The 25870-nt window shown below is 45.9% G+C and carries 25 protein-coding genes; 10 read left to right on the top strand and 15 right to left on the bottom strand.

What is annotated here, in order from left to right:
- The first annotated feature begins 23 nt into the window (after positions 1–23).
- The gene (locus EK374_RS18875) at positions 24–1235 is read left to right on the top strand and encodes a methyltransferase (RefSeq protein WP_233280284.1); all 1212 of its coding nucleotides are present in this window, start codon (positions 24–26) and stop codon (positions 1233–1235) included.
- Here the strand turns inward: EK374_RS18875 and EK374_RS18870 are convergent.
- From EK374_RS18870 to speA, 4 genes are all read right to left on the bottom strand, one after another.
- The gene (locus EK374_RS18870; protein ID WP_233280409.1) at positions 1232–2428 is read right to left on the bottom strand and encodes a mechanosensitive ion channel family protein; all 1197 of its coding nucleotides are present in this window, start codon (positions 2426–2428) and stop codon (positions 1232–1234) included. The genes EK374_RS18875 and EK374_RS18870 overlap by 4 nt on opposite strands.
- A 2-nt stretch (positions 2429–2430) precedes the next feature.
- On the bottom strand, positions 2431–3354 hold the full coding sequence (locus EK374_RS18865) for an acyltransferase (RefSeq protein WP_127026077.1): 924 nt from the start codon (positions 3352–3354) through the stop codon (positions 2431–2433).
- On the bottom strand, positions 3354–4247 hold the full coding sequence (locus tag EK374_RS18860; RefSeq protein WP_127026076.1) for an acyltransferase: 894 nt from the start codon (positions 4245–4247) through the stop codon (positions 3354–3356). The genes EK374_RS18865 and EK374_RS18860 overlap by 1 nt, the downstream gene beginning before the upstream one ends.
- An 86-nt stretch (positions 4248–4333) precedes the next feature.
- Complete coding sequence (gene speA / locus EK374_RS18855) at positions 4334–6220, bottom strand: biosynthetic arginine decarboxylase (RefSeq protein ID WP_127026075.1); 1887 nt, start codon at positions 6218–6220, stop codon at positions 4334–4336.
- A 125-nt stretch (positions 6221–6345) separates the two neighbouring features.
- Between speA and speE the strand changes: the two genes are divergently transcribed.
- From speE to EK374_RS18840, 3 genes are all read left to right on the top strand, one after another.
- Positions 6346–7203, top strand: a complete 858-nt coding sequence (gene speE, locus EK374_RS18850) for a polyamine aminopropyltransferase (RefSeq protein WP_206099241.1) — start codon at positions 6346–6348, stop codon at positions 7201–7203.
- 32 nt (positions 7204–7235) lie between these two features.
- Entirely contained in the window at positions 7236–7904 is a 669-nt protein-coding gene (locus tag EK374_RS18845; protein ID WP_127026074.1) for a hypothetical protein, read from the top strand.
- A 219-nt stretch (positions 7905–8123) separates the two neighbouring features.
- Complete coding sequence (locus EK374_RS18840; protein ID WP_127026073.1) at positions 8124–8555, top strand: hypothetical protein; 432 nt, start codon at positions 8124–8126, stop codon at positions 8553–8555.
- A gap of 49 nt (positions 8556–8604) precedes the next feature.
- Here EK374_RS18840 and EK374_RS18835 read toward each other — a convergent pair whose 3' ends face one another.
- From EK374_RS18835 to EK374_RS18825, 3 genes are all read right to left on the bottom strand, one after another.
- Positions 8605–9447 carry an EamA family transporter gene (locus EK374_RS18835; protein ID WP_127026072.1) on the bottom strand — a complete coding sequence of 281 codons (843 nt, stop codon included), beginning with the start codon at positions 9445–9447 and terminating at the stop codon, positions 8605–8607.
- Between the two features lie 302 nt (positions 9448–9749).
- On the bottom strand, positions 9750–10400 hold the full coding sequence (locus EK374_RS18830; RefSeq protein WP_127026071.1) for an OmpA family protein: 651 nt from the start codon (positions 10398–10400) through the stop codon (positions 9750–9752).
- Positions 10401–10634: 234 nt separating this feature from the next.
- Positions 10635–11210 carry a gamma-glutamylcyclotransferase gene (locus EK374_RS18825; protein ID WP_127026070.1) on the bottom strand — a complete coding sequence of 192 codons (576 nt, stop codon included), beginning with the start codon at positions 11208–11210 and terminating at the stop codon, positions 10635–10637.
- Between the two features lie 299 nt (positions 11211–11509).
- Here EK374_RS18825 and proB point away from each other — a divergent pair, with 299 nt between their 5' ends.
- The 3 genes from proB (at position 11510) to EK374_RS18810 (ending at position 14425) form a co-directional block, all read left to right on the top strand.
- Entirely contained in the window at positions 11510–12628 is a 1119-nt protein-coding gene (gene proB, locus EK374_RS18820; RefSeq protein ID WP_206099240.1) for a glutamate 5-kinase, read from the top strand.
- A gap of 2 nt (positions 12629–12630) precedes the next feature.
- Positions 12631–13881: a glutamate-5-semialdehyde dehydrogenase gene (locus tag EK374_RS18815; protein WP_127026069.1), complete on the top strand. Its 1251-nt coding sequence runs from the start codon at positions 12631–12633 to the stop codon at positions 13879–13881.
- A 67-nt stretch (positions 13882–13948) separates the two neighbouring features.
- A complete protein-coding gene (locus EK374_RS18810) occupies positions 13949–14425 on the top strand; it encodes a hypothetical protein (protein ID WP_127026068.1) in 477 nt (158 codons plus the stop codon).
- On the opposite strand, the gene EK374_RS18805 is transcribed toward EK374_RS18810, so the two are convergent.
- From EK374_RS18805 to EK374_RS18780, 6 genes are all read right to left on the bottom strand, one after another.
- Positions 14422–14667: a DUF1272 domain-containing protein gene (locus EK374_RS18805; protein ID WP_127026067.1), complete on the bottom strand. Its 246-nt coding sequence runs from the start codon at positions 14665–14667 to the stop codon at positions 14422–14424. The genes EK374_RS18810 and EK374_RS18805 overlap by 4 nt on opposite strands.
- Before the next feature lie 185 nt (positions 14668–14852).
- Positions 14853–16028 carry a transglycosylase SLT domain-containing protein gene (locus EK374_RS18800; protein ID WP_127026066.1) on the bottom strand — a complete coding sequence of 392 codons (1176 nt, stop codon included), beginning with the start codon at positions 16026–16028 and terminating at the stop codon, positions 14853–14855.
- Positions 16025–16600, bottom strand: coding sequence for an LPP20 family lipoprotein (locus tag EK374_RS18795; protein WP_127026065.1), 576 nt, complete (start codon positions 16598–16600; stop codon positions 16025–16027). Before EK374_RS18795 ends, EK374_RS18800 begins: the two co-directional genes overlap by 4 nt.
- 11 nt (positions 16601–16611) lie before the next feature.
- A complete protein-coding gene (locus tag EK374_RS18790) occupies positions 16612–17646 on the bottom strand; it encodes a hypothetical protein (RefSeq protein ID WP_127026064.1) in 1035 nt (344 codons plus the stop codon).
- A gap of 32 nt (positions 17647–17678) precedes the next feature.
- Entirely contained in the window at positions 17679–18605 is a 927-nt protein-coding gene (locus EK374_RS18785; RefSeq protein ID WP_127026063.1) for an LPP20 family lipoprotein, read from the bottom strand.
- Entirely contained in the window at positions 18605–19360 is a 756-nt protein-coding gene (locus EK374_RS18780) for an ETEC_3214 domain-containing protein (RefSeq protein WP_127026062.1), read from the bottom strand. Before EK374_RS18780 ends, EK374_RS18785 begins: the two co-directional genes overlap by 1 nt.
- A 223-nt stretch (positions 19361–19583) precedes the next feature.
- On the opposite strand from EK374_RS18780, the gene EK374_RS18775 reads away from it, so the two are divergent.
- Positions 19584–20669, top strand: coding sequence for a glycerol-3-phosphate dehydrogenase/oxidase (locus EK374_RS18775; RefSeq protein WP_127026061.1), 1086 nt, complete (start codon positions 19584–19586; stop codon positions 20667–20669).
- On the opposite strand, the gene argA is transcribed toward EK374_RS18775, so the two are convergent.
- Positions 20664–21983 carry an amino-acid N-acetyltransferase gene (argA, locus tag EK374_RS18770; protein WP_127026589.1) on the bottom strand — a complete coding sequence of 440 codons (1320 nt, stop codon included), beginning with the start codon at positions 21981–21983 and terminating at the stop codon, positions 20664–20666. The genes EK374_RS18775 and argA overlap by 6 nt on opposite strands.
- Positions 21984–22277: 294 nt before the next feature.
- Positions 22278–23099, bottom strand: coding sequence for a hypothetical protein (locus EK374_RS18765; RefSeq protein WP_127026060.1), 822 nt, complete (start codon positions 23097–23099; stop codon positions 22278–22280).
- A gap of 474 nt (positions 23100–23573) precedes the next feature.
- On the opposite strand from EK374_RS18765, the gene EK374_RS18760 reads away from it, so the two are divergent.
- Together EK374_RS18760 and EK374_RS18755 are read left to right on the top strand one after the other, a co-directional pair.
- Positions 23574–25136: a TolC family protein gene (locus EK374_RS18760; protein ID WP_127026059.1), complete on the top strand. Its 1563-nt coding sequence runs from the start codon at positions 23574–23576 to the stop codon at positions 25134–25136.
- A gap of 7 nt (positions 25137–25143) precedes the next feature.
- Positions 25144–25860: an efflux RND transporter periplasmic adaptor subunit gene (locus EK374_RS18755; RefSeq protein WP_164731914.1), complete on the top strand. Its 717-nt coding sequence runs from the start codon at positions 25144–25146 to the stop codon at positions 25858–25860.
- The last annotated feature ends 10 nt before the right edge of the window (positions 25861–25870 follow it).

The following is a 25870-nucleotide window of genomic DNA, read 5'->3' as shown; positions in this document are numbered from 1 at the left end:
AGCAACAGTTTTTGTGGTCACAGATGTTTTATCCGCTTATGCCCCAGCTTTTGTCTGAACAGTTTTTGCACCTGGATCTGTTACTCACTCAGTACCAGCAGTTCTGGCGCTTTAGCCCTTTTCATCTCACAGCTTTACCATGGGCCGATACCGGACTAGGCCAGCATTTACAGCAGGTCACTCCGGCAGAAATACAGCGGCTGGATCAGGACGAAGTGTATCGTCGCAACTATTTTTCTGAGTTTTTCCCAGAGCTAAATCAGTTCAGTCCTTTTAATCTGGCAACAGCCGGCAGTAAAAAGCCAACACAAACCGAGCTACCATTCTGGTTTAGCCGTGATATTAAAGGCCGTAAACTGGAACAAATTCAGGCTTTTGCTACAGGGATGCAACAAAGCGATTTGCCTGTACTGGAATGGTGTGCCGGTAAAGGTCATTTAGGACGCTGGCTTAGTTTTAGTCGGCAGCGAGAGGTATGCAGCCTGGAATGGCAGGAGGAGCTTTGCAGTGAGGGCCAGCAACAGGCGGAAAAACTAAAACTACCACAGAACTTTATTCAGGCGGATGTGTTATCTGCTGGCACTTCAAAACACCTTAGAACAGGGCAGCAGGTTGTGGCTTTGCACGCTTGTGGTGAATTGCATATTCGCTTGCTGCAGCTGGCCAGCCAGGCTGGTACAAAGCAACTGGACATAGTGCCTTGTTGTTATCATTTAATAGCCACTGAGCAGTACCAGGCCTTATCCACTTTGGCGCAGCACAGTACTTTGGCTCAGTTAAGCCGTGACGAACTCAAGCTGGCAGTGCAGGCTCAGGTCACAGCGGGCGACCGGGTCACACGATTACGTCATACCGAAGTCATGTGGCGTTTGGCTTATCAGGAGTTGTATCAGGCGTTGCAAGGTGTAACAGAATACCGGCCTTTATCTTCTGTACCTAAACATTGGTTTAGTGGCGAGTTCAGCGCTTTTGCGCACTGGGCAGCTTCGCAGCATCAATGGCAAATTCCGGCTGATACAAACTGGGATTATTATCTGCAACTGGGGCAACAGCGGCATTTATTAGTACAAAAAATGCAGCTGGTGCGATCCTTGTTCCGGCCTTTGCTGGAGCAGTGGCTTGTGCTGGACAGAGCCTTATTTTTGCAACAACAAGGCTATCAGGTGAATGTTAAACAATTCTGTGACTATCAACTCACTCCCCGTAATCTGCTGATTAGTGCATACAAAAGTTAAAGCTCATGCTGCCTGCCACCTATTCGCTGAAAGGTGCTTAATGTGAACAAGGGCAGTGTAGCAAACAGGGTTTCGAAAATCTCTGCCTGAATTTGCTCGTAGTTGGTCCAGACTTTATCTGAACTGAAACAATAAATCTCCAGTGGTAAACCTACTTCGTTAGATTCCAGCTGACGCACCATCAGCGTCATATCCTGATTGATATTTGGGTTCTGCTGCAACAGCCACTGGGTGTAATGGCGAAAAAGCTTCAGGTTGGTCAGGTGCGGTTGCTGTAACAAGTCCTTCGCCTGCTGTGTAGCAAAAAATGGTTGTAGCACTTGCTGTTGCAGCAGTTGTTGTATTTCCGCTTCGTCCAGAAAACCTATGCTGTGAATATCAATTTTGATGGCTCTTTTAATACGGCGACCACCGGATTGCTGCATGCCCCGCCAGTTTTTAAAAGAGTCGGAAATTAGTGCATAAGTAGGAATAGTGGTAATGGTGTTGTCCCAGTTCTGCACTTTGACCGTGGTCAGTGCCACTTCAATCACAGCACCATCTGCACCGTATTTAGGCATTTCAATCCAGTCGCCGCGGTTTACCATGTTATTAGTGGCTAACTGAATACTGGCGACTAAACCCAAAATAGTGTCTTTAAATACCAATAATAACACCGCAGTTAAAGCGCCTAAGCCGCTGAGTAAATAGACCGGAGATTTGTCCAGCAGCGTACTGAGGATCAGTATGCCTACGACGATAAAGTCGAGTAATTTCAGAATTTGAGCAAGCCCCAGATAAGGCACATTGCTCTGACGGTCTACTGCGCTGTAAATAGCGGTGGCAAAATTAATCAGTGCAGCAAAAGCCATACCTGCAAAACAATAGAGATAGATCCAAAGGCCCAGATGCACAACCGACATAAAATCTGGCCAATGCAGGAAAAATTTTTCGGCTGAGCTGATCAGTACCACTGCTGGTATTAAATGCGCCACATGGCTGGCCAGTTTCAGCCGTTCTTTTTCAGTTTGGTGTTCTAAGTCGCCATCTACTTTGTCCAGCAAATGAGCTATAGCAGGCATCAGATAACGGCGGGCCAGAGCAAAAAGCAGGCATAACAATACAAAGGCCAGTAGTAGTCTGACGGCTAACATCAGTAAATGTTCTGGTGGTAAGTTCTGGCCAAAATAGCTGGCCGCTTGTTGTAAATACATGTCTAACACAAGGCGTTTTCCGAAGCTGATGTCTCTGGATCATGGTAAGCCGCTATGGCCTGATCTTTTTTCAGCCAGCGCTGATTCAGCCAGTTCTGAAAGCTGACTCTGAAAGTTTCATCGTTAAAATAGTCGCCAATAATTTGATGATCAACCGGCAAGATTTCAACCAAAACTACCACGCGTTTTAAACGGCCACAGAGCATATCTAAGGCTACATGGCCTGGATTGTCAGGGTATAGAATAGTGACATCTAATACCGAATGAAACTGCGGGCCCATGCTGGCCAGCGTAAAGGCAATGCCGCCTGCTTTGGGGGGCAATAAGTGCCGGAACGGGCTACGTTTCTGTTTATGTTTGTGTTTGGTAAAGCGGGTGCCTTCGACAAAGTTGATAATGGTAGTTGGGGTGTTTTTAAACTTTTCGCAGGACTCTCGGGTGGTTTCAATGTCTTTGCCTTTCAGTGCCGGTTTTTTCGCTATTTGTGCCTGGCTATAGCGTTTCATAAAAGGCATATCCAAAGCCCAGGAACCTGATCCAATAAAGGGCACCCATTTTAACTGTTCTTTTAAAAAGAATTTAGGTTCAGGAATACGGTTTAATGCAAACTGACTTAACACCGGAATATCCAGCCAGCTTTTATGGTTGGAGATCAGCAAATACCAGCTGTCTTTTTTCAGTTCAGCTACGCCACTGACTTGCCATTCCACTTTGTTAAACAATTCCATCAAGACTTTGTTATAACGCGACCACCCCCGGTATGCCCAATGTGCAGGTCTAGACCAAAAGGTTCTTGCTGCTGCGTTTGGCGACAACAACTTGGCTATGCCAATCAGGGTGACAATAGTTCCCCACAACGCCAGATTGCAGCTAAACAGCAAAAACGCCAAAGGGGCTTTCAGTACTACAGGCAACCAATACAGCATTAGCTCCGCTCTCCTTGCTTCAGCTCTGTTAATAACAAATCTTTATCTAACCAGAGTTGATTCACCCAGGCTTGAAATTTTTGTTTAAAAACCGGATCTTCATAATCACCAATCAGGTTTGGCTCTATAGGCAATACCCGCACCCGCACTTTAATGTCGTGCACTTTGCCGGAAATATAGTCCCAGAAGGTAGGGATACCCTTGGGGTAACAAATGGTTACGTCCAGCAGTTTATGCAAATGTTCACCCATCGCATTCAGTACAAAAGAAATGCCACCGGCTTTAGGCTTGAGCAAGTGGGTAAAAGGCGATTGTTGTTTGTCATGTTTGTATTGAGTGAAGCGGGTGCCTTCAAGGAAGTTCATCACAGACACCGGCTTGTAGCGAAACTTTTCGCAGGCTTTACGGGTCGTGGCTATATCAGTGCCTTTGAGTTCAGGCTTTTCGGCCAGCTGTTTGGCTGTTAAGCGCTGCATAAAAGGAAAATCCAGCGCCCACCAGCATAAGCCAATTACAGGCACATAAATCAGTTCTTTTTTCAGGAAGAACTTTAAAAACGGCGCTTTGTGGTTAAAGACTTTTTGCAGTACCAGAATATCAACCCAGGACTGATGGTTCGCCATTACCAGATACCAGTCTTTCACGCTTAAATTATCTATACCCTTGATATCCCAACGAATACGGCTAAAGATTCGGCTGGTTAAGTTATTTAAGGTGATCCAGCTGGTAGCACAGAAATCCAGTAAATAGGTGATCCAGGTTTGCCAGATTTTTACCGGAGGCAGCTTCACTATGGCCAGGATCAGAATGGGCGTGGCCCAAAAAATAGTGTTGATAAAGTACAGCAGAAAAGAAAGCGAGCCACGTATTGGGGCTGGTAAGAAATGCAACATAACACCACCATCTAAAATTTAGAGGGGCAGAGCACAATCGTAAGTGCTCTAACCCCTTCACTCATCTGATCAGTGGCAAGTTTACCTTAATCTTCGAAGTAGGTGTAACCATAAACCCCGGATTTCAGTTCATCTAAATAAGACGCCTGCATTTCAGGGGTAAAGTCCATCCGTGCTAATTGCTTCTGGTAAGAGGCAAGCAGCTTCTTCGCGTCAAACTGAACATAACGTAATACGTCAGCCACTGTGTCGCCTTTAATCGCATTGGTCAGACGGTAACCGCCTTCGTCGTCCAGTTCAACATGGACAGAGTCGGTGTCGCCAAACAGGTTGTGTAAGTCGCCCAGAATTTCCTGATACGCGCCGACCATAAACATACCCAGCAGGAACTGCGAGTCTTCTTTATACGAAGGCAGCGGCAAGCTGGATTCAATACCGTTACCGTCGGCATAACTTTTCAGTACGCCGTCTGAGTCACAGGTAATGTCCTGAATAATAGCGCGGTGTTCCAACGACTCGTTCATGCGTTCCAGTGGCATCACAGGGAATAACTGGTCAATACCCCAGGCATCTGGCATAGACTGGAACAAAGAGAAGTTCACAAACAGCTTGTCGGCTAATTTCTCGTTCAGTTCATCGTGAATATCACGGTGTGAACGTGAGGATAAATCCAGCTTGTTTTTCACTTTGTTGATAGTGGCAAAGTAAATTTGCTCAAGCAAAGACCAGTCTTTTAGCGTCAGCAGGCCGTGCACATACTGAGCGTGGGCATCGGTAAAATAATGCACAGCATCGTGGTAAGCTTCGACCGCAGTACGAGGCGTGACGTTTTTATAGGAATCCCACAAGGCCCAAATCACAGCTGGTGAGTCTTCGCTTGGTTCTGGCATGTTAACCAGACCTGGCGCACGTTCTACGTCAATCGCATCGGTAATTAACACAGCGTGGTGTGCAGTCATAGCACGGCCAGACTCAGTGATAATGTTCGGGTGCGGTAAGTCGTATTCGTCACAGACTTCTTTTAAGCCGTACACTACGTTACGGGCGTATTCCAGCATGGTGTAGTTCATGGAGCAGGCAGAACGTGAGTTCGAACCTTCGTAGTCCACACCTAAACCACCACCTACGTCTACGGTTTGAATAGGCACACCTAAAGTGCGCAGTTCAGCGTAGTGACGGGCACATTCGCGAATGGCGTTGTGAATGTCGCGAATGTTCGCAATTTGCGAGCCGATATGGAAATGCACTAACTGCAACAGGTCCAGTTTGCCGGCATCACGCAAAATGTCGATGGCTTGTAATACCTGAGTGGCGGTTAAGCCAAACTTGCCTTTTTCACCACCTGTATTCTGCCACTTACCTTTACCAACCGAGTTCAGCTTGATTCGGATACCAATTAAAGGTGCCTGACCTAAGCTGTCGATTTCGCGGATTAAGGTTTTTAATTCAGTGATTTTTTCAACCACCACATAAACCTGATGGCCCATCATCTGGCCAATGGTGGCCAAACGCAGGAATTCAGAATCTTTATAGCCGTTACATACGATACGCAGTGGTTTGTCTGTGATGCCTAAAATAGCCATCAGTTCAGGCTTGGAACCTGCTTCTAAACCTACTTTACCGCTGTCATGGCTCACCAGCTTTTTCACTACAGAAAATTGCTGGTTTACTTTGATAGGGTAAACGGCAGTGTATTCACCTTGGTACTCACGCTCTTGTTTCGCCTGAGCAAAAGAATTAATTAAGGTGCCAACACGGTGCTGCAGAATATCGGTAAAACGCACCAATACGGGCAGGGTTAAACCTTCCTCTTTAAAACGGGCAGTCAGTTCCGGGAAATTAATACCGGGTTTTTTATGGTCCTGGTCCGGATAAGCTACCAGGTCGCCATTATTGTTAACATCAAAATAGCCTTCACTCCAGACTGCTACGTTATATATGGATCGTGCTTTTTCGATACCCCAATCTGCCATTGTCGTGCCCTTAAAAAAATGATGCGCTATTTTAAAGCCAATGCTGTGAAAAAAACATGAAAAGTTTGTCTCATAGTGCCCTGACTGGCAAAATACCTAGCTTAGTTGATTTTCAGGAGATGAGTATGTCGGGCGACAACAAATGGTTCACCGAAATTTTTACGGCCAGTGGTAGTGCTTTTGGTTTGGCCATCACCAAAAAACTGGATGAGGTGCAGTCGCCTTTTCAACATATCGAAATGTTTGAGACCACGCATTTTGGTAATCTGATGGTGATTGATGGCGTGATTATGCTGAGCAGCCGTGACAATTTCCTTTATCACGAAATGTTAAGCCACCCGGTTTTATTTACTCACCCGGCGCCAAAACAAGTGGTGATTATAGGTGGTGGTGACTGTGGTACTTTGCGCGAAGTATTAAAACACCCTGATATCGAACAAGTCACCCAAATTGATATCGACGAACAAGTCACCCGCATGGCGGAAAAATACTTCCCAGAGCTTTGTGCATCCAACAACGATCCACGCGCGACCTTAAAATTTGCCGACGGTATTCAGTTTATGCGTGACGCTGAACCAGAATCTTTAGACGTTGTGATCGTCGACTCCACAGACCCTATAGGCCCGGGCGAAGGATTATTTAACAGAGCATTTTATGAAAGCTGCTTAAAAGCACTGCGCCCAGGCGGTATTTTAGTGCAACAAAGTGAGTCGCCTCTTATTCATATGCCGCTGCTGAAAGCCATGCGTGATGCCATGACAGACGCTGGTTTTGCTGATTTACAAAGCTTGTTGTTCCCACAGATGGTCTATCCATCCGGCTGGTGGACTTGTACTTTGGCCCGCAAAGACAGCAAATTTGAAGGCTTCCGTGTGGACGCTGCACAAAATCCTGCCTTTGAAACTCAGTACTACAATGCAGAAGTGCATCAGGCCGCTATGGCTTTGCCTAATTTTGTAAAGAAGGCTTTTGCAGAGCAGTAACAACCTAACCTAAGACAAGGGAGTCACTTGCGATGAAATGGATATTTGCTGCATTTATAGTTTTGGGGGCATGGCTGCTGTTGGCAAAGAGCAATTCTTTGGTACCAGCAGAACCCGGCACCGTGAAAAAGCCTGATCAGGTATCGGAGCTGTTACCACAGAACGAACGCGCTCAAGACGTCGCAATGCCAGATATAGGCATAGAGCTGCAGCATGCTGAGGCGAAGCCTGACTCAGAGTTGGTAGAATCCTCTTCCGCCTTATGTCTGGATGGTCGCGGCTGCACTCTGGATTTACACGAAAACTGGCATTTAAAACTGATCAGCAAGAATGGCAGCTTATTAAGTCGTGAGCTTGAAGCTGTGTTTAAAAGCCGGAATTTCATTGAAGCAGCAGAGCAGTTGCATTACTCCAGACAAAAAGCTGCTGACCATGAAACAGAGCTTAAGCTTGAGCAGCTGATGTTAGCTGCAGTGCAAAAGTTTAAGGCGCAACCGCAAGCCTTAGGCTGCAGAGATAACATCTGTTTGTTGCAAATCACTGTACCAAGAGAAATTAAAGTGGATGAAGTTCGGCATGTGCTCAATGCACCAGACTTATCCTGGCGCATGCTGACTATGTCTAAACGAAAAAGTAAATACCACTGGAGCTTACGTTTTGTTGCCAGTGTTGATGAACATTCAGTGATAGCGAAGTATTAGCTGCACACCTGAGTGAATGCGACTCGTTGATCGTCAATAGGATGTAAAGACTCCAGAGTTCTTTCACTTGCCCTGAAGTAATAAATCACAGGTCTATAGCTTTATAGACTGCTCAGAAACCTCATGTGGCCTTATTAAAAACGTTACCTGTTGACATATTGTTTCTTTTTTTTGGTATGTTCATATTTTGTTTCTTAATGTTAAATAAATGGGGTTTTTATGAGGGGCGTACTTGTTTTACTGTGCTGTTTGTCAGGTCTTTATATCAATGAAGTACAAAGTCAGGTTGATAAAACGGACTGCGTCACCAATTGTGTATCGGAAACCCGACAGGGCGATTCAATAGTTTATACATGGAAAGATAAAAACGGAGAGAGTGTCAGGGCATTTGTTGTGCAACTGTCGGCTGGCGAAATGAAAAAACACAGCTTATCTGTTTTAAACACCGAGGCTAGCGCGGGCAACACAATGACATCAGAAGAGAGTCTGCCAGGAGGTAAAAAGGCGGTTACATCCGTTACCACTATAGCGGCACGGGGAAAGATGGCAATTATTACAATAATTAAGATCTATGACAGGGATGGCAATTTAATTGATGTGAAAGTTATCCCCTCTGAAATGCCTATTCCTATCGACGATAAGCTGGAGTAAGGTGCTTTTTACATGGCGTAACCAGCTACCTGAGGTTTTATTAAAAAACTCAGGTAGTACGACCCGCCCAGAACAAAGATAAAATAATAAGTGCTGTTCCTATACAAAATGTCCACCAATTAACGTTGTGTTGCCAGAATACAAAGTTCACCAGTAAACCTGCAGGAATTAAGACATTATTCATCACGGCCAACTGGTTAGCATTCACTTGCCGCGCGCCTGCGTTCCACAGCCAATAGCCTAAACCAGAAGCCACCAGGCCTAACCAGACTAAAATGCTGTAATCCAGAGTGGTCCTTGGTATCTTGTTCCAGTCAGCAAATAAAGCTGTCGCCAGTAAGCTGATGAGAGTGGCACCAACAAAAAACCAACCGAAGTTATAGCGTTGTGAGCCCGTAGAACCCAAATCCAGCTGGCGATAAGCCACCTGACCAAAAGCAAAACATAAGTTGGCCGCTTGTATCAGCACTAAACCCCACCAGAAATCTGCGCTTAAGTTTTGATAACGAATCACTAAAGCACCCAGAATAGCCAGCAGAGCAGGGCCTAACCAGCGCAGATGCAGCTTTTTATAACGCCAGAAGTAATCCAGTATAGAGATATAGGCAGGGGTCAGAATGGTAAACAGCAGCACTTCGGCCACAGTTAAATACAGAAAACTGTGATACAGCAGCAGGTACATCAGCCCCAGTTGTATAGCGCCAATGGCGGCAAGAGCCATAGCCTGAGTTTTAGAGCTGGTGCTTTTTAATAGCCAGGGCAGGAATAACACTAAAGCCAGCAGCATACGGCTACTGACCGCCAGATAAGGGTCTACCCGGCCAGACAAAAATTCGCCAATCAGGGAAAAACTAAAAGCCCAAATCAGCGTAACTAACCACAATAAACCCATAAAAAACTCCGGCTATGCTGCTACTGCATTCAATGCAGCGGCAGAGCGGTAGGGGCGTGGGCTTGTCCCCGCCCGTCTCAAATTCAGAACTGTTCTATCGTGGTACAGGGTTGGGACAAGCCGCGACCCCTACAATCCACCCGCTGCAAATTACAAGTCCAGACCGGCCTTTTTGTATAGCCAAAGTAATTGGAGTTGCAGCTAGGCGACAAGTGATCGAGACCCCAGGAACATAGTCGTCTATGTGGCTGGGGCGAGAGCACGCAGTCAACAAAGCTGCAGCTTCAAGTACGTAGGGTATATCACTGGGTGATGGCTTCGATATGTATCTCAACGCGGCGGTTCATGGCTCTGTTGCTTTCCGAATTGTTTGGCACTGCCGGGTAGCTTGGGCCTAAACCCTGAGTTTCAATCCGAATTGGGTTCAAACGCTGCGCTACTAAATAATCTTTGACGCTTTCAGCCCGTTTTTTCGACAGCTGCATATTGTAGTCGTAAGCACCGGTATCGTCCGTATGACCGCTGATGACCAACATAGTTTTGTCGTATTCACCCAGTACTTTTGCAACGTCGTTTAACACCGGATACAGCTGAGGCTGGATGGCGGATTGATTCACAGCAAAGGTGATTTGGGATGGAATTTCTAAACGCAAAATATCGCCGTCACGGTGCACTTTGACACCAGTACCGGATAACTGATCACGCAATGCCATTTCCTGATGGTCCATATAACGACCTACAGCGGCACCAGCTAAAGCGCCAATAGCAGCACCAATGGCCAGTCTTTTGTTTTTATGATTGCCTGTAGCTTTACCCAGCACTGCACCCACGCCAGCACCTATAGCGGCGCCTTTGGCTGTGTTCTGGTTTTCCGGCGCAATATTCATACTGGCACAACCGGATAAAACTAAAGTGCTGCATAAGGCAACTAAACCTAACTGTTTGGCTATCATACGAAATCTCCTGATTTTCTGTGCCGTTATTCTAACTCAGTTGAGCTGAATTAGCGCTGAACTAAAAACATGACCCTGAGCAATGTTTAACAACTTGTGGCCTTGGTCCTTTAAGGAGATTGCTGGATGGCGGCAAATAAAGCTGAAGGTTGTAAAGGTTGGAGAGTCTAAGTAAGAGGCGCTCCCCAGTATTCTGGTGAAGGAATGGTGCCTGGTGAAGGAATGGTGCAGCGATTAGGTTTGCTTTAGTTGCCTTAACAGTTCGCGCTCAATAGCAAACACATGTTCGTCTTGCTCATTCATATCGCGCAGCGCCTGCGCCAGCTGAAGCAGGTATTCACTGTTAGGCCCACTTGGACCATGACTTCGCGCTATATGCGCTGCTATAGCTGCTTCTGTATCCGGGCCCAGATAAGCCTCATTATCTGGGCGGGCTAAATACACCACGCCTTGCACTTCACCTGTTTCATTCAGCCAGTGTAGTGGGGTAAATATACGCAAATAGCCATTTTTTTCACGATGGTCCAAATGTTCAAAGGTCGCTGGTGTTACTTGATAAGCCATGCCGGCGCAACGTGCGCCAGGTGATTCAATCAGGGTTAACACCCGTCCAGGCGCCTCAGGCGTACCACGATGATCATGTGAGCCCTGCCAAAAGCGGCGTTCCCAACCATAAATGCAGGCTGGTTTAGCAACCACATAGTCAAAGTCAGTTTTATAAATCAGTGAGCCGTAACCAAAGAGCCAGACAGAGTCGAGGTGATCCAAAGGTTGGCGCTGTTGGTTTAGTGCAATAGTGTTGTGCGACATCAGGCTCTGCTTATGACAAAAAGTAATGCATTGTGGGTCAGATTTTACCGAACTACCTTTTACTTAGGCTATACGCCATTTACTGTTGTTATGCGTTATTTTGAGGCCAAAACGAGTAGCAAAAGTAATTGCAGCTGCAACAAGGCGACAAGTGATGGAGACCCCAGGAGCATACATAGTTCACTATGTGATTGGGTGAAGCCTGCAGTCAACAAAGCTACAGCTTCAAGTAAGACGGGTATAGACATATATACGTCTAAATAGGTATGCTCGGGTGGTCAAAAAATAACTGGAGATAAATGGGTTTTATGGCAGGGTTAAAGTGGCGACGTCTGGTGCTGAAAGTGGGCAGTGCCCTGATCGCACCGGAAGCAAAAGGTTGCTCCACTCGTTATTTGCTGGCGATCGCTGGGTTTATCAGCGAGTGCAGGCAACAAGGGGTTGAAGTGGTATTGGTCTCTTCAGGTAGTGTGGCTGCAGGCCGCGCTGCTATTCCCTTTGCCCATCACCCCTTACCCATTAACGTTAAACAAGCTATGGCTGCTGTAGGCCAAACCCGCATGATGCAAAGCTGGCGTAACTTGCTCGACTTTGACTGCGCACAAATTCTGCTGACACATGATGATTTGCAGCACCGTAACCGTTATTTAAATATCCACAATACGCTGCGTACTTTGCTCGATCACGGTGTGCTGCCTATCGTCAATGAAAACGATACTGTGGCGACAGCTGAACTAAAAGTGGGTGATAACGACAATCTGGCCGCTTTGGTCGCGACTGTTGTCGATGCCGATGCCTTAATTATTTGCTCTGATGTCGACGGTTTATATACCGCCAATCCACGTGCTGACAGCAATGCGCTGCTTATTCCTGAAGTGCATCAAATCACACCGGAGATTTATGCCATGGCCGGCGGCAGTCATCATGCCATTGGCACAGGGGGCATGACCACCAAGTTGCAGGCGGCCAGTAAAGCCACTTCACAAGGCATTGATACCTTAATTATTAACGGCCAGAAAGCTGACAGCTTCGCAGCACTCTTGGCTGGTAAAGCTTGTGGCACGCTGTTTCATAAACAGCAAGAGCGTTTAAGTGCAAAAAAACACTGGTTATTACACAGTTTAAAAACCCGCGGTGAGCTGCAACTCGACAGCGGCGCCGTGCAGGCTTTATTGCATAAAGGCGCCTCTTTGCTGCCAAAAGGCATCAGCAGTATCAGCGGTGATTTTGATAAAGGTGATGCGATTTGGTTGTGTGACCAAGCCGGTAAACAGCTGGCAAAAGGCATCAGTCAATACAGTGTGGCTGAGCTTGGTAAAATCCGTGGCGTGCACAGCCAGCAAATTGAAAGTATTTTGGGGTATTGCCCAAGCGAAGTTGTGGTGCACCGCGACGATTTAGCTTTGGTAGAGGGCTGAGTATGACTAGTGTGAATATTAAAGCCATTTGCCAGCAAGCCAAAATCGCGGCTTTGCAACTGGCTCAGTTATCCGAAACTGATAAAAATCAGTTATTGCTGGCTATGGCTGATCAGTTAGAAGCCGACACAGCTTTGATTCTGGCAGGCAATGCCAAAGATATGGCGGCAGGGCGCGAAAAACAGTTAGCAGAGGCCATGCTCGACAGGTTATTACTCACCGAAGAGCGAATTAAAACCTTAGCCAATGCAGTGCGTTACATAGCTGCTTTACCAGACCCTGTAGGCCAAATCCGTCAGATGGCGCCACGACCAAATGGTATTCAGGTGGGTAAAATGCGGATCCCGCTGGGCGTCATCGCCATGATTTACGAGGCCAGGCCTAATGTCACAGCAGACGCTGGCGCTTTATGTTTAAAGTCTGGCAATGCGGTGATATTACGCGGTGGTCGTGAAGCTCTGCAGTCCAGTCTGGCTATTGCCGCTTCGTTGCATAAAGCGATGGAAAATCAAGGCGTCAACCCTGCAGCTATCAGTGTGATCCCCGATCCGGACCGGGCTTTATTGCTGGAACTACTGCAGCAAAAAGATTCGGTTGATTTAGTGATACCAAGAGGCGGCGAAGGTTTAATCCATTTTGTCAGCGACCACAGCAAAATACCTGTGATCCAGCATTACAAAGGTATCTGCCATTTGTATGTCGACAAAGCGGCCGATCTGGATAAAGCCATGGCGTTATTGCTCAATGGTAAAACCCAAAGGCCTGGGGTTTGTAATTCGCTGGAAACCTTATTAGTGCATCAGTCGATAGCGCCAGAGTTTTTAGCTCTGGTGTCTGCGGCTTTTGAAGAAAAACAGGTGGAGGTGTTTGCCTGCGATTTGTCTTTGCCTTATTTCAGTCAGGCCAGCAAAGCGGATGAAGCGCAATATGATACCGAGTATTTACGTTTAGCTATGTCAGTGAAAACTGTGGCCAGTTATGGCGAGGCCGTATCTCATATCCAGCGCCATAGCTCAGGTCATACCGAGGTAATTTGCACTCAGGATATCAGCACAGCGCAGAGGTTTTTAAAGCAAATTAACAGCGCTGTGGTGATGGTGAATGCGTCTTCACGCTTTAGTGACGGTGGCGAGCTGGGTTTAGGGGCTGAAATTGGTATTTCTACCTCTAAGCTGCACGCCTACGGCCCTATGGGGCTGGAGTCGCTCACTACAGAAAAATACATAGTGATAGGGGACGGCCAAACCCGCTAAAGCTGCTTCAAGTTTATTGAAGTGGCGCCGATAACAGAGTGAATTCTCTGTTTTCGGTGCAAAGCTGATGATAAAAATGGACTTAAATCAGATGCTCAATGTTAGCATTCAAAATGCAGTGCCTGCAGCAACGCCGCCAGCTTCGGTTTCGGATGACAACAGCTCAGAGCCGGAAAAAGACAGCAGTAAAGCTCCTGTCGGTATTCATGTTGATCTGTCGCCGCTGGGTTTAGATAAATCCAAAAAAGCCGAAAGGGACAAAGATATAGACGAAAGTGAGTTGCCTGACAGCGTTAAGCAGTCACTGAAAGCTATACGTGATAAACAGGAAGAGCTTGAAAAAAAACAGCAAGAGTTGCAACAGCTGATGAGTAATAGTTCTATGCCACCTGAAGAAAAACAGGAAAAGGTAAAAGCGCTACAAGCAGAAGTCAGCACTTTGAGCCGTGGTGTGGTTGATGCGAAAAATAACCTGGTCAGCTCAATGCAGGATCAGGGCTTAACTGAACAGCAAATTCAAACTGCTATGGCGTTGATGAACTAAGGTGCTGTATTTGTTTTGCAGTCGGGGTTAAACACCCTTGTAGCAGAAGGCGGATTGCCTGCTAATTTAGAGGCTGGGCGTATCGGCCTTTTGACCAGCTCCCCGCTGCAATTTGGACAAATCCCTGCCAGTTGGTGCATGCACTCCGGACAAAAGGTACATTCAAAAGAGCAGATATAAGCCTGATCTGCTGGCGCTAAATCCGTATCACAACACTCGCAGTTTGGTCTGAGTTCTAACATCTGTGTCTCCTGCTATTGAGTTGGAGCTATAGCAACAGAGAGAGGAGCTGGTGTCTGCATGCATTCAGGTCGAATCATATCATTTATCAGCCATTCGTCAGATGAGCTGACAGACACCAGCACAAAACTGGTAACTGTCAGCTCAATTCTGAACTAGCAGAAGTAACAGGTGTGCTACTTTAGATTTATTTGCTTGTCCTTGCAGCGTCGGAAAGCTCTGTCGCATAGTTTGGAATAGCTTCTGTTACTTTGCGCAAATACTTCCGAGTTTCATCATAGGGTAATTCTGTAATCAGTTTCTCGTACACTTGCTTAGGTGTCAGTGTGTTGATTACCTTTATAGCTTCAGCAACCGCCTTTTCACGTTTTGGATGAAATACGCTGGCTACATTGCCTGCTCCGGTGTTGTATGCGGCTATTACACAATAATGTCTGCTGAGTGGATCTGTAACACTGGACAGATAATTTGTCTCAAGAATATTCAAATAAGCGCTACCAAACTTAATATTGTGAGCTGGTGCAAACAACTGTTCTGGACTCGGTGCTTTTTTGATCTTAAATACCCTAGTATTGACGTCTTTTCCCGCGCTCTCAGGAACTATCTGCATTAAGCCAAAAGCTGGAATGGGCGACTGTGCCATGGGGTTAAAACTGGATTCAACTTGCATTATTGCCAGCAACAGTGAGCTGTCCAATTTGTACTCTTTGGAGGCTTTACTTACATATTCTTTATATGCGGCCGCTCTGTGCTGCAGCAAGTTTTTGTTGCCCAGCTTGACTGTATATTGTTTGACACGCTTTTCTGCCGCTGTGCCAGTTTTTGCTGATACAGTCGACCCCGGATGCTCTGGTGCAGGATTTACCTTCGTTTCCTGTACTTCTACTACCGACTGTTCTATCGCTGCTGCAAATGATTGATCTGGCACCATGGCAACAGCCAGACTTCGCGTGTCACTAACATTCACGTCCGATAATAATGGGTCTTCAGCTGCGGCAGCCGATACGGATTGTGAAGTAAATTGCAAGATAGTCTGTTTTATGTCCTGTGCTGTGGTGACACTTCCGTTGCCTTCCAGAATTTCCACACGGATCTCTTGCTTGTCAAAGTCGAGTACAGTCTTTTGATTTAAGTCTTTGGAATAGCTGACAAAGCTGCTATTACTGGATAACTCAGGCTCCTCTCCCCATTTTGGGGCCAAACGTTTTTTAAACTCCCTGTATCTATTCTGGTAGTCTTGGCTAAAGCTCTTGTATCGTTGCAGATGTTGATGCTTCCAAGCTTCATAGTCGGTTTGGGCTGTTGCTGAACAACAACCCATTATCAAAAATACATAGAAGACTAAGCTACAGGCGTGTTTCATTTGAGCTTCTCCGCAGCTTTATCCAGAGCAGCTTCTGCCTCCTGTAATAAGAACTTGCGATATAACTCAGGATTCTCTGTATCAACCGACTGATTGAGCAACTTATTGATATTTTGCTCATAAGCTTTAGCGTCAATACCTATCAATACATACATATTTCCTGAAGGGCTGTATTGTGTACGGTAAATTTTTGAGTTCACTATTTCCATTGCCGATACGTTTTTCTGGATCCGTTCTATCGTATCTGTGGAAGCAGACTGGGGACCTGCCAGTTTTTCGGATGTTACACGGGTCAATTTTGACGCTACATCTGTACTGAACGACGTAGCCAATTGATTACGTGCTTCCGCTGCGGCGATATCTTTCATCATTCCCGGGCCAGATGCTAGCTTGGCAGAGTAGCCCACAGCCTGCATATATAGTCCTTCGACAGGTTGATCACAGATCCATCCTGGTGCAGACTTTTTTGGTGCATCAGGGAACATACAATGGTCGTAATTGATTTTTTCGGTAGTAGACGCACAACCCGAAAACAAGGTCGATAAAACAAGGGTACATAATTTAAGTTTCATTGTTTTGTTCCTTAAAACATATTCAGATTTTTATGGCAACTACCTAAAAACCAATAAAAACCATCAGGACAGCGGTCGTGTTCCATCTTTACGACGTCACCAAGTTGTAGCTTGTTGATGGCAGCCTCATCTTTCACCAGCGCATAGGAGCCGTTGCTGTCTATGTCTTTGGTGATGGTGCCTTCAGTGATCAGTATTTCCTCTACGGTTTGCTCGTTAGTTAACGGGTTTATTTTCAGTTCACGTCGAAAGAAGTTTACTTTAGCACCAGCTTTAGCCCCTTTGGAATTACTGATGGTAGTGCGGAACAGGGCTTCGTTTTTCTTACCCGGTGCTTGTCGGCGCTCTATCACAAAAAAAGGCGGCACAAGCGTATTTAGCAGTTTGTATTGGTGCTCACGAACAGCCACAACGCTGGCATTCTTGAGCAGTGAGTTTACTTCTGCGTCTGATATAGGGCAGCGGCTGTTACTGGTCTCGGTGTTACTGCTACTGCGGCCATCAAACTCAAAAGTTGCAATCTGAGCCATTTCCGGTAACCGATAGACTCTGATATGCAAAGCTACATTACCTTCGAACTTACAACTTGCCGGAGTTACATGTGTTTTTCCATCATCATCCCGCCACGAATCCCGTTCAGAAAAAGAGCTGCTGTACCCACCTTTAACTACTTTTGCCATAACCGCAATGTCAGCAGCTTGCAGTCCTGACGTTCTGTATTTACCTGTTTTTTCCGCGACTAAAAGCTCTTCGCGCATTTTTGCCGCAATATCACGCTCGATAATGGTGTTACCAGAACTCATCAGTGCTTGTTCGAGATTGGTATAACTTGTGAAAGCTATCGAAGCGTGATGTTGTTCTGCATACTCAAACGGTAGCATAACAATTTTGCGTTCAGCTTTTAGATCGTCAGGGGTTGGAGCCATTGCCGCTTTGGGAATGTTGACCGACTGGGTTTCATTCAATGCGGGACCACCGTTTGAAACGCATCCTGCTAATACACTGATAGCCAGCGGCACTATTAAGAATGCTCTTGGATTGATCATAGTTACATCTCCTTTGTTTATCGCTTTTAGGGTTATAATTCGAGTCCTACCACTTCAAATAGGCCGCGATTCTGCAGGTCTTTTACTAGCGCTGAGACAGAACCTTCATCAGCGGAGCTATGACTGGATACAGATGTCACTTGTACGCTTTTTTCTGACGTCGCTATGAGGCTTTGACGTTCATACACTTCATAAATAACCTTCAGGCTACTTAAATATTCGCCAAACATCAGATCGTGAGTTGTGCTGTCCTGATAGCTAATGGTCAAGTTGCAGTTTGAACTGCAACTGACGAATCCACTTTGCTTAAATTGCTGCAGCAAAGCTCTGTTTAATTGCGGTATTGAACCTTTCAGTGCGACCTTCATCGGGTGTTTTTTTAGCAACTGTTCTATCGCGTAATGGAAGTCAGGTCCTGGTTGGGTACCATTCAGTGCAAACAACCTTATGCTCAGGTTTCTACTTTGTTCAGCAAATGCTAAAGACTTTTTAAGTTCAGCCCATTGCTGATAATCGGTAATGGTCTTTGTCTGCAGCAGAGACGATAACTTGTTGGTCGCTTCACTAATCTGGTTGCTCCATAAGCTCGCCAGTTTTGTCCTGTCTAATTGCACCAAGGCTATCGTTTGCGTTTTCTCTGTCCTGTTTTTTACTAATTGAAACTGGCTCAGTTCAATGTCCTTAAGTTCACTGCGGATTTGACGACGGACTGAGTCGTTGTAGGCGATACCTGTATCCTGCGTGACTCGATCAAGAGACGCTGAGATACTGGTGCTGAGTTTTCCTGATATATCTGCCAGTGCCTGTTGTTGCGCTTCCGCCAGAGTATTGCCCTGGCCAAGCCCATAAAGATACTGCTCATTGTCCGCAGGTGGTTCTTGCCACCAGTGCGATGCCTGAACTTGAGTTGTAATGAAAAGACCAAATAGTAAAAAAGGTATAACGCGCTGAATATGCATTACTGAGGTTTCCCGTGCGCAAAATAGGCATGAAACTCATAACGGGTCAACAGCATATCTGCCGCTTGTTCCAGAGATAGCTCGCCAATAGAGTAGACATTAGGTATCAGCTTAGCTCGTAACTTTTCGACTATAGGTAACAGTTTTTCATTATCGCCTGCTAGCAGCAATTGCTCGTTTATTTGCTCCAGTTCCGCATAAGTCTGAGAGCCGGAGCCGTACTCAATGAAACCAAGCTGCTGTTCAAAAAACATACCTTCCCGGCCTAAAGTGGCTTGCTCCAGATAATATCTGAGGTTGACTGTGTCAGTTGAAAAGGTGCCATCAAATTTCTGAATGTTCTGCAGCGCTTCAGAGTTCAAAAGGTTCTTTGAAAAACCGATAGAAGGCTGAAAACCTTCCTGCAGGCTGATGATCTGGTATGCACTTACACGCCCATTCTCGACTGCTAAAGCCAGTAGAAACTTGTCGTTGTCGTAATATCTGTACTGGGATTTTTTTTCACTATCTTTCACTTTAATCAGCTTGGCCGGACCGAACAAAGTTTCAAGGAAGGAAAGGTTGGCGCCAACTCTGACGTGAGAAAGCTGTTTCAATTCCACTTTGTCGGTGAAGTGAGTAATAAAACCTTCGTAGGTTGAGGTAACAACATCACGGAAATCTGCCCATTGACCTATAGCTAAAACAAGCGCAGCTAAAGTAAAGGCGACAGATCGTATTTTTTGAAAAAAAAGGTGACCGACTGAAAGTGACAAAATGAATCCCTGCAAAAATAGTTAAGCGTCCATCGGAATTGTTTTTAGCATATCTAAATTCTAATGCAAGAAAAAATATCGGGACAAAATGCGAAAGTTATATTGCCGAGTTTGACCGAGTAGAGCTGAACAACGACAAACTCAATAGTCACAGATTTTGGTTCCACGTCGACAAAGTAGTCTGGTTCTGCTTTTATAGATCAAAGACTTAATGGATTAGCATATGAAAATAGCTGTAATAGGTGGTGGTATTAACGGTTTGTCATCGGCCTGGCAATTGGCTTTGGCTGGTCATCAGGTGGAGTTGTTTGAACGAGATGAGCTGATGCAGGCGACCAGTAAATCCTCCTCCAAATTACTGCATGGAGGCTTACGTTATCTGGAGCAGGGCGAATTTCGGCTGGTGCATGAAGCATTGCAGGAAAGACGTTGGTGGCTAAAGAAAGCACCACACTTAACTAAAAGATTGCCGCTTTTGTATCCCATTTATCAGAACGGCCAAAGACCCCGCTGGCAAATCAAAATTGGTTTGTGGCTTTATGACGTACTGAGCGGGAAAAAAGGCATAGGCCGGCATCGCTGGCTTACAGCGGAGCAGGCAAAACGTTGCTCGCCTGAACTAAAAACTGATGGTTTAACAGGGGCTTATTTATTTTTTGATGGCCAGATGGATGACAGAAAACTCGGGCTTTGGGTGGCGGAGCAAGCCATCAAAGCTGGGGTACAAATCCATCAACATTGTCCTGTCAGTCAAATCACAGCAACAGGTGGGGTCTTTGCCGGGAACAGCTCTGATTGGCAAGTCTTTGACCTGGTAGTGAATGTAGCAGGTCCCTGGAGTAATCAGCTATTGGAGCAATCTGAGTTGCCGTTGCAACAAGCTTTAGACTTGGTGAGGGGCAGTCATTTATTGCTGCCTGCAATCAGTCGTTATGGTCATATGCTGGAAGTGCCGGGTGAGCGCCGTATTGTCTTTGTATTGCCTTATCAGGGGCAAACCTTACTGGGCACTACAGAAGTACGGCAAAGTCTGGCAGAGCCTATAGAGTGCAGTGATGAAGAGCAGAGCTATTTGCTTAAGCTGTATAACCATTATTTTGACAGCCAATTGTCTGCAGCTGATGTAGAGAGTAAATTTGCCGGCGTCAGGCCTTTATTGGGAGGCAGCGACAGTGCCAGCACTGCTAGCCGGGAGTATGCATTAAATTGGCAACAGCAGTTGTTAACGGTATCCGGAGGCAAGTGGACCACAGCCAGGGCTTTGGCCCGGACTGTGGTTGAACAAGTACAGCAGAAAAAAACCTTATAAATCCAGCGCCAGAATTTTAGAGCGGCGTTGGTAGTTATACAGCTGTTGTTTTTTCTCTGGTAAATCCTGCACTGTCACCAGTTCAAAGCCATGTTCCTGGAACCAGTGAATACTGCGGGTGGTCAGCGCAAATAAACGGTAATACTTGCGTTGGCGAGCTAGCTGAATAATGTTTTTCAGCAAGGCACTGCCACGGTCGGCATCACGGTAGTGTTCATGCACAGCTAAGCAGGCAAATTCACCAACGTTTTCTTCCGGGAAAGGATAAAGCGCGGCACAGCCAATAATTAAGCCATCCCTTTCGATCACCACAAACTGGTCTATTTCCATTTCCAGCTGTTCACGGGAGCGACGCACTAATAAACCTTGTTGCTCCAGAGGACGGATCAAATCCAGAATACCGCCAATATCGGTAATGCTGGCAGCACGTAAGCGTTCAGCCGCTTCGGTTACTATCTGCGTACCAATACCGTCACGGGAAAATAATTCCTGCAGCATAGCGCCATTGTCGCCATAGCTGACTAAGTGACAACGCGAAACACCAGAACGACAGGCCGTAATGGCCGCGTGTAAAAAGGCTATAGTGGCGGTACAGGCATCTTCTTTTTTTTCCATCTGCCACATCACATGTTCGGCATAATTAGGCATCAATTCAGCGGTAATGTCGCCATCATCGCCGACAATGCCGCCGACTTCGTTAAAGCCAATAATTTTTTCCGCTTTGAGTTTTATTGCGACTTGGGTGGCAATTTCTTCCGCCGTCAGATTAAAGCTTTCGCCTGTGACAGAAGCCGCTATAGGCCCCATCAGCACTATGCCATTGTTATCTAACTGACGGCGAATACCTTGCACATCGATACGACGCACCCGGCCACTGTGTAAGTAGTCAACGCCATCATCAACACCCAAAGGTTGAGCTATGACAAAATTACCACTGACCACGTTGATTTGAGCATTGTGCATTGGCGTATTGCTCAAACTCATGGATAAACGGGCGGTAATATCCAGCTGCAAAGCGCCTGCGACTTGTTTGATCACATGAAAGGAATCATCGTCTGTGACCCGGATCCTGTTGTGGTAATCGCAATTTAAACCGGCGTTTTCCAGCGCCTTATTAATTTGTGGCCTGGCGCCATACACCAGCACTATTTTAATGCCAAGCGTATTTAGCAACGCTATATCATTAATAATGCTGCGAAAGCCAGGCTGATCTATGGCTTCACCACCGAGCATTACCACAAAGGTTTTACCGCGGTGAGAGTTCACATAAGGGGCGGACTGACGAAAGCCATCAACAAGTTCTGTAGTGCGCACTATGGTTTTGTTTCCTTCTGGCAAAAACAAAATAAGATTAAGGCTGGCCTGTGACAAAAATGCGACCACTGCTTAAGCATAGCAAAACAATGCAAAAGCCAGCGGCAATGCAGCTTGAGGGCAGCAAATTAGCGCGCACTTTAAACAATTTTGGATAAATAACCAACAGTTAATTTGTGTTCAAAAAGTGTTTTTGCAAAAACCTATTTATATCAGTGTTTTATGTGTTGGTTTTTATGGTTTTCGATAAGCTATTGTGGTTTTTTATATTCATTTGTTGCATGAATATACCATTTAAAAGGGGCATGCCGGATTGTGCTGCAAGGTAGCGGCGGCGACTTGCCGTAACAGCCGTTGCTGAGGTTCAGGCAATGCAACTTTAGGTTGAAATGGCAGTAGTTCTGCATTATTGCCGGTAATACTTTGATAAAACACTAAAGCCGTCAGGAAGGAGCCCGCCAAAGCCGCATGATTGCCATCGGCTTCATGTAGCACCATTTGAGGATCCTGTTGACTCAGGTTATCCCATGCTAATCCAACAGGGGCAACGCAACCAGGCTCCAAAGCAACAATTGACTGATGCAGCGAGTGCACACGGCTCCCTTCGGTTGTATTGCCCCTCTGACCATGTTCAGGAAATAAAATGGGTGTTGCGTTGCGTGCCTTTGCTGCTCTGAGCCAAATGATACTGGCATCGATCGGGTAGGTATAAAGACCAGTCGTCGAATACTTCTGGCCCTGCAGGATCACGTGAGTCCAGCCGCCGGATTGCAGCAAATGCAAGTCAGTGCTTTTGACTAAGCGTTCATCCAGGTAACTACTTCCATTGGCTATGGTCTGTTGCACTTTTACCTCGGGTCGGCCAGCAATGATCAGATCATGCAGCAAACCGGTCAGGTTGTGAGAATGGACGTGACTATTACCAAATACCAGAATTTTATAGGTATCGACATATCTGTTGTCCGGTACTTCTGCGCCTGCCGGAAAGTTAATGTCAATGCCTTTAACTGGTACTGGCGGGCCTTCATTGTTGCTACTACTTCCACCGCAAGATGCTAATAATAGGCTGCTACATATCATGATGGCTGACAGGAAAGAGTGGAGTGAGTTGTTCATAGCAAAGCTCTGTCTGTTGACTGTTCAACTATTTGAGCCCGCAGCATGCGAGATGGCTGGTAAAAAAGCCTTACCTTTACATGAATAAAACAGGATAAATAAATGACAACAGGCACAGCTTTTTTCGCACTAAAAAGGTTCAGGATCTTGCGTCGGAGTAGTATTGTGCTCCCATTAACTAGTTGATATCATCGACTTATCAAATTTATCAATTGTACGCTCAGCGCTCATCGATTCAAAGTCGCATGACGAGTTAATGTCGGAATCTTCTTCCGGAATTAACTGGAGTTGAACTCTGCTTCATCTATGTTCAGACAAAGCATGTGCGACAGGTAATTTTTTTGCGTTTTGTACCTATATTGTCACGGCCAGAGGAGGGCAGCTGTTTCCTCCTGTTATTGTTCTTTCAGGTCAAAAAGCCTTTGGTGTTTGACTAGCTCAATTACATTTTATAGTTTTCAAAGGGGTTGATTTATGTATGCTCGATACTTGTTTTCCCGTACGACTTTAGCTGTGTTTATTGCGGCAGCATTGGCTGGTTGTTCGGTAACCCCGGAACAATTGTCTGATAAGGATGTGATGGCTAATGCAGCCGAAAACGCATCTACCCTGGCTCAAGACGTGGCGGCTGTGACTGGTCCTATTGATTTGCACCAGGCTTTTGCCCGTACGATCAAATACAACAGAGACGCAAGATTAAAAGCTTTTGAGGCTGTCATGTCTCAGGGCCAGTTAGCTGTTGATCAATTTGACATGTTACCCGATTTCGCTGCTCAGGCTGGATATAACAGACGGAACAATTACGCGGCCTCAGCATCAGTTGCCTTTATTGGTGATAAACCCGGCCCTATTAGTGATAATCCAAGTTATTCAGTGTCGTCGGACAAAAGTACGGTAAACGCCAGTATAGGCGCAACCTGGGATGTGCTTGATTTTGGTTTATCTTATTATCGCGCTAAGCAACAAGCCGACCGGTTTTTGATTTCCAAAGAACGTGAACGCAAAGTGATCCAAATGATCATGGCCCAATCGCGAAGCGCCTATTATCGAGCCGTATCAGCAGAGCGCTTGTTAGCGAAAATCGATCCGTTGATTATGAAATCCCGGGCAGCTTTGGATGATTCAGCCCGCTTGGAGCAACTGCGCGCACAGTCGCCAATTGACGCTTTAACTTACCAGCGTGATTTGTTGGAGACCTTACGTACCCTGCAAGACATTCGCAAAGAGTTAATGCCAGCTAAAGCTGAACTTGCCACCCTGATGGGATTAAACCCTGCAACCGATTTTGAATTACTCGACGTGAAAAATCCGGATTTCACCCTGCCGAATTTGACGTTAGATATCAACACTATGGAGCGAACAGCTTTGGTTCGTCGTCCTGAATTACTTGAAGCGCAATATCAGGAACGTATTACCCAAGACGAAGTGCATTCGGCATTTCTGAAGTTATTTCCAAGCTTAAGTTTAAATGCCGGCGTGAATTACAACGATACTGATTATCTGCGTAACAATAACTGGACTACTGCTGGTTTAGGCGTGAATTGGAATTTAATGAATGTGTTTCGACACGGCAAAACCGATGAGTTGAATAACTTAAAGATTGCGGCTAGCAAGCAACAGGCACTTGCCACCTCTATGGCTGTTATTTCTCAGGTTCATATTGCAGATATTCAATTCAAAGAATCGAACGACACCTACCAGTTAGCTACACAATATTTCGATGTAGCCCAACGTATAAAAACCCAGGTGGATTCAAACCGAGCGGCTCAAAGCATTGGTGAGTTGACAGTGATCCGGGAAGACTTAAACGCCTTGTTGGCTGAGTTACGTCGTGACGTTGCTTATGCTGAAGTACAAAACAACTACGGCAAAGTATTGGTATCCATGGGGTTGGACCCTTTGCCTGAAGGCTTTGGCGCTATGGATCTTGAGCAATTATCTGCAGCCTTTCAGGCGCTGACCAGCAAATGGCAACAAGGTGACTTGGGTATTGTTAATACAACTCCTGAGCCTGCCGTGCAGCATGCGTCGGAGTGATACAACAGTGAAGTTGATCTATATAGGCACAATACTGCTGTTTGTGCTGCAAACCTCAGCTCATGCCGAAGAACAGCGTGCTCGCGGCATGTTAGTGGCTTCCAGTAAGGCCACTTTATCCAGCGAGCTTGCGGCTAAAGTGATAGCTGTCCCAAAAAAAGTCGGAGAATCCTTTAAAAAAGGTGACCCGCTGATCAGGCTTGATTGTCGCTTATTTAAAGCGCAGCGAGACAAAGTACAGTCTGAAGTGTTGGTCGCTCAGTTAAAGTTAGAAAATGCACAACAACTCAGCAAGTTGAACTCTATAGGAACTCTTGACGTTGCAATAGCCCAGGCCGAGACTGAAAAGATAGAGGCAGAACGGATTATGGCGCAACTAAACGTAGAGCGTTGTGACATAAAAGCGCCATTTCAAGGTGTGGTTGAACAAGTTGACGTACATACCCATGAAATAGTGCAACAGCAACAAGCCTTGATGAAAATAGTCAGCCTTAACAGCTTAGAGGCTGAAATCATTGTGTCTGCTCATTGGATGAGCTGGCTTGAAGTAGGTAAAGCCATAGTGTTGCATGTCGAAGAATCACAACAGCAATTAGAGGCTGTAATAAGCCATATTGGGCCCAGTGTGGACCCAACAAGCCAAACCATACAGATCCGTGCCGAAATTAAAAAAGTACCTGCCAAAGTATTGCCGGGTATGAGTGTTGTTGCCATTTTCAATTAAACCCTGGCAA

The sequence above is a fragment of the Rheinheimera mangrovi genome, assembly GCF_003990335.1.
Classification (GTDB): Bacteria; Pseudomonadota; Gammaproteobacteria; order Enterobacterales; family Alteromonadaceae; genus Pararheinheimera; species Pararheinheimera mangrovi.
The sequence above is the reverse complement of the archived record's forward strand: the minus strand, read 5'-3'. Positions and strand labels throughout refer to the sequence as shown.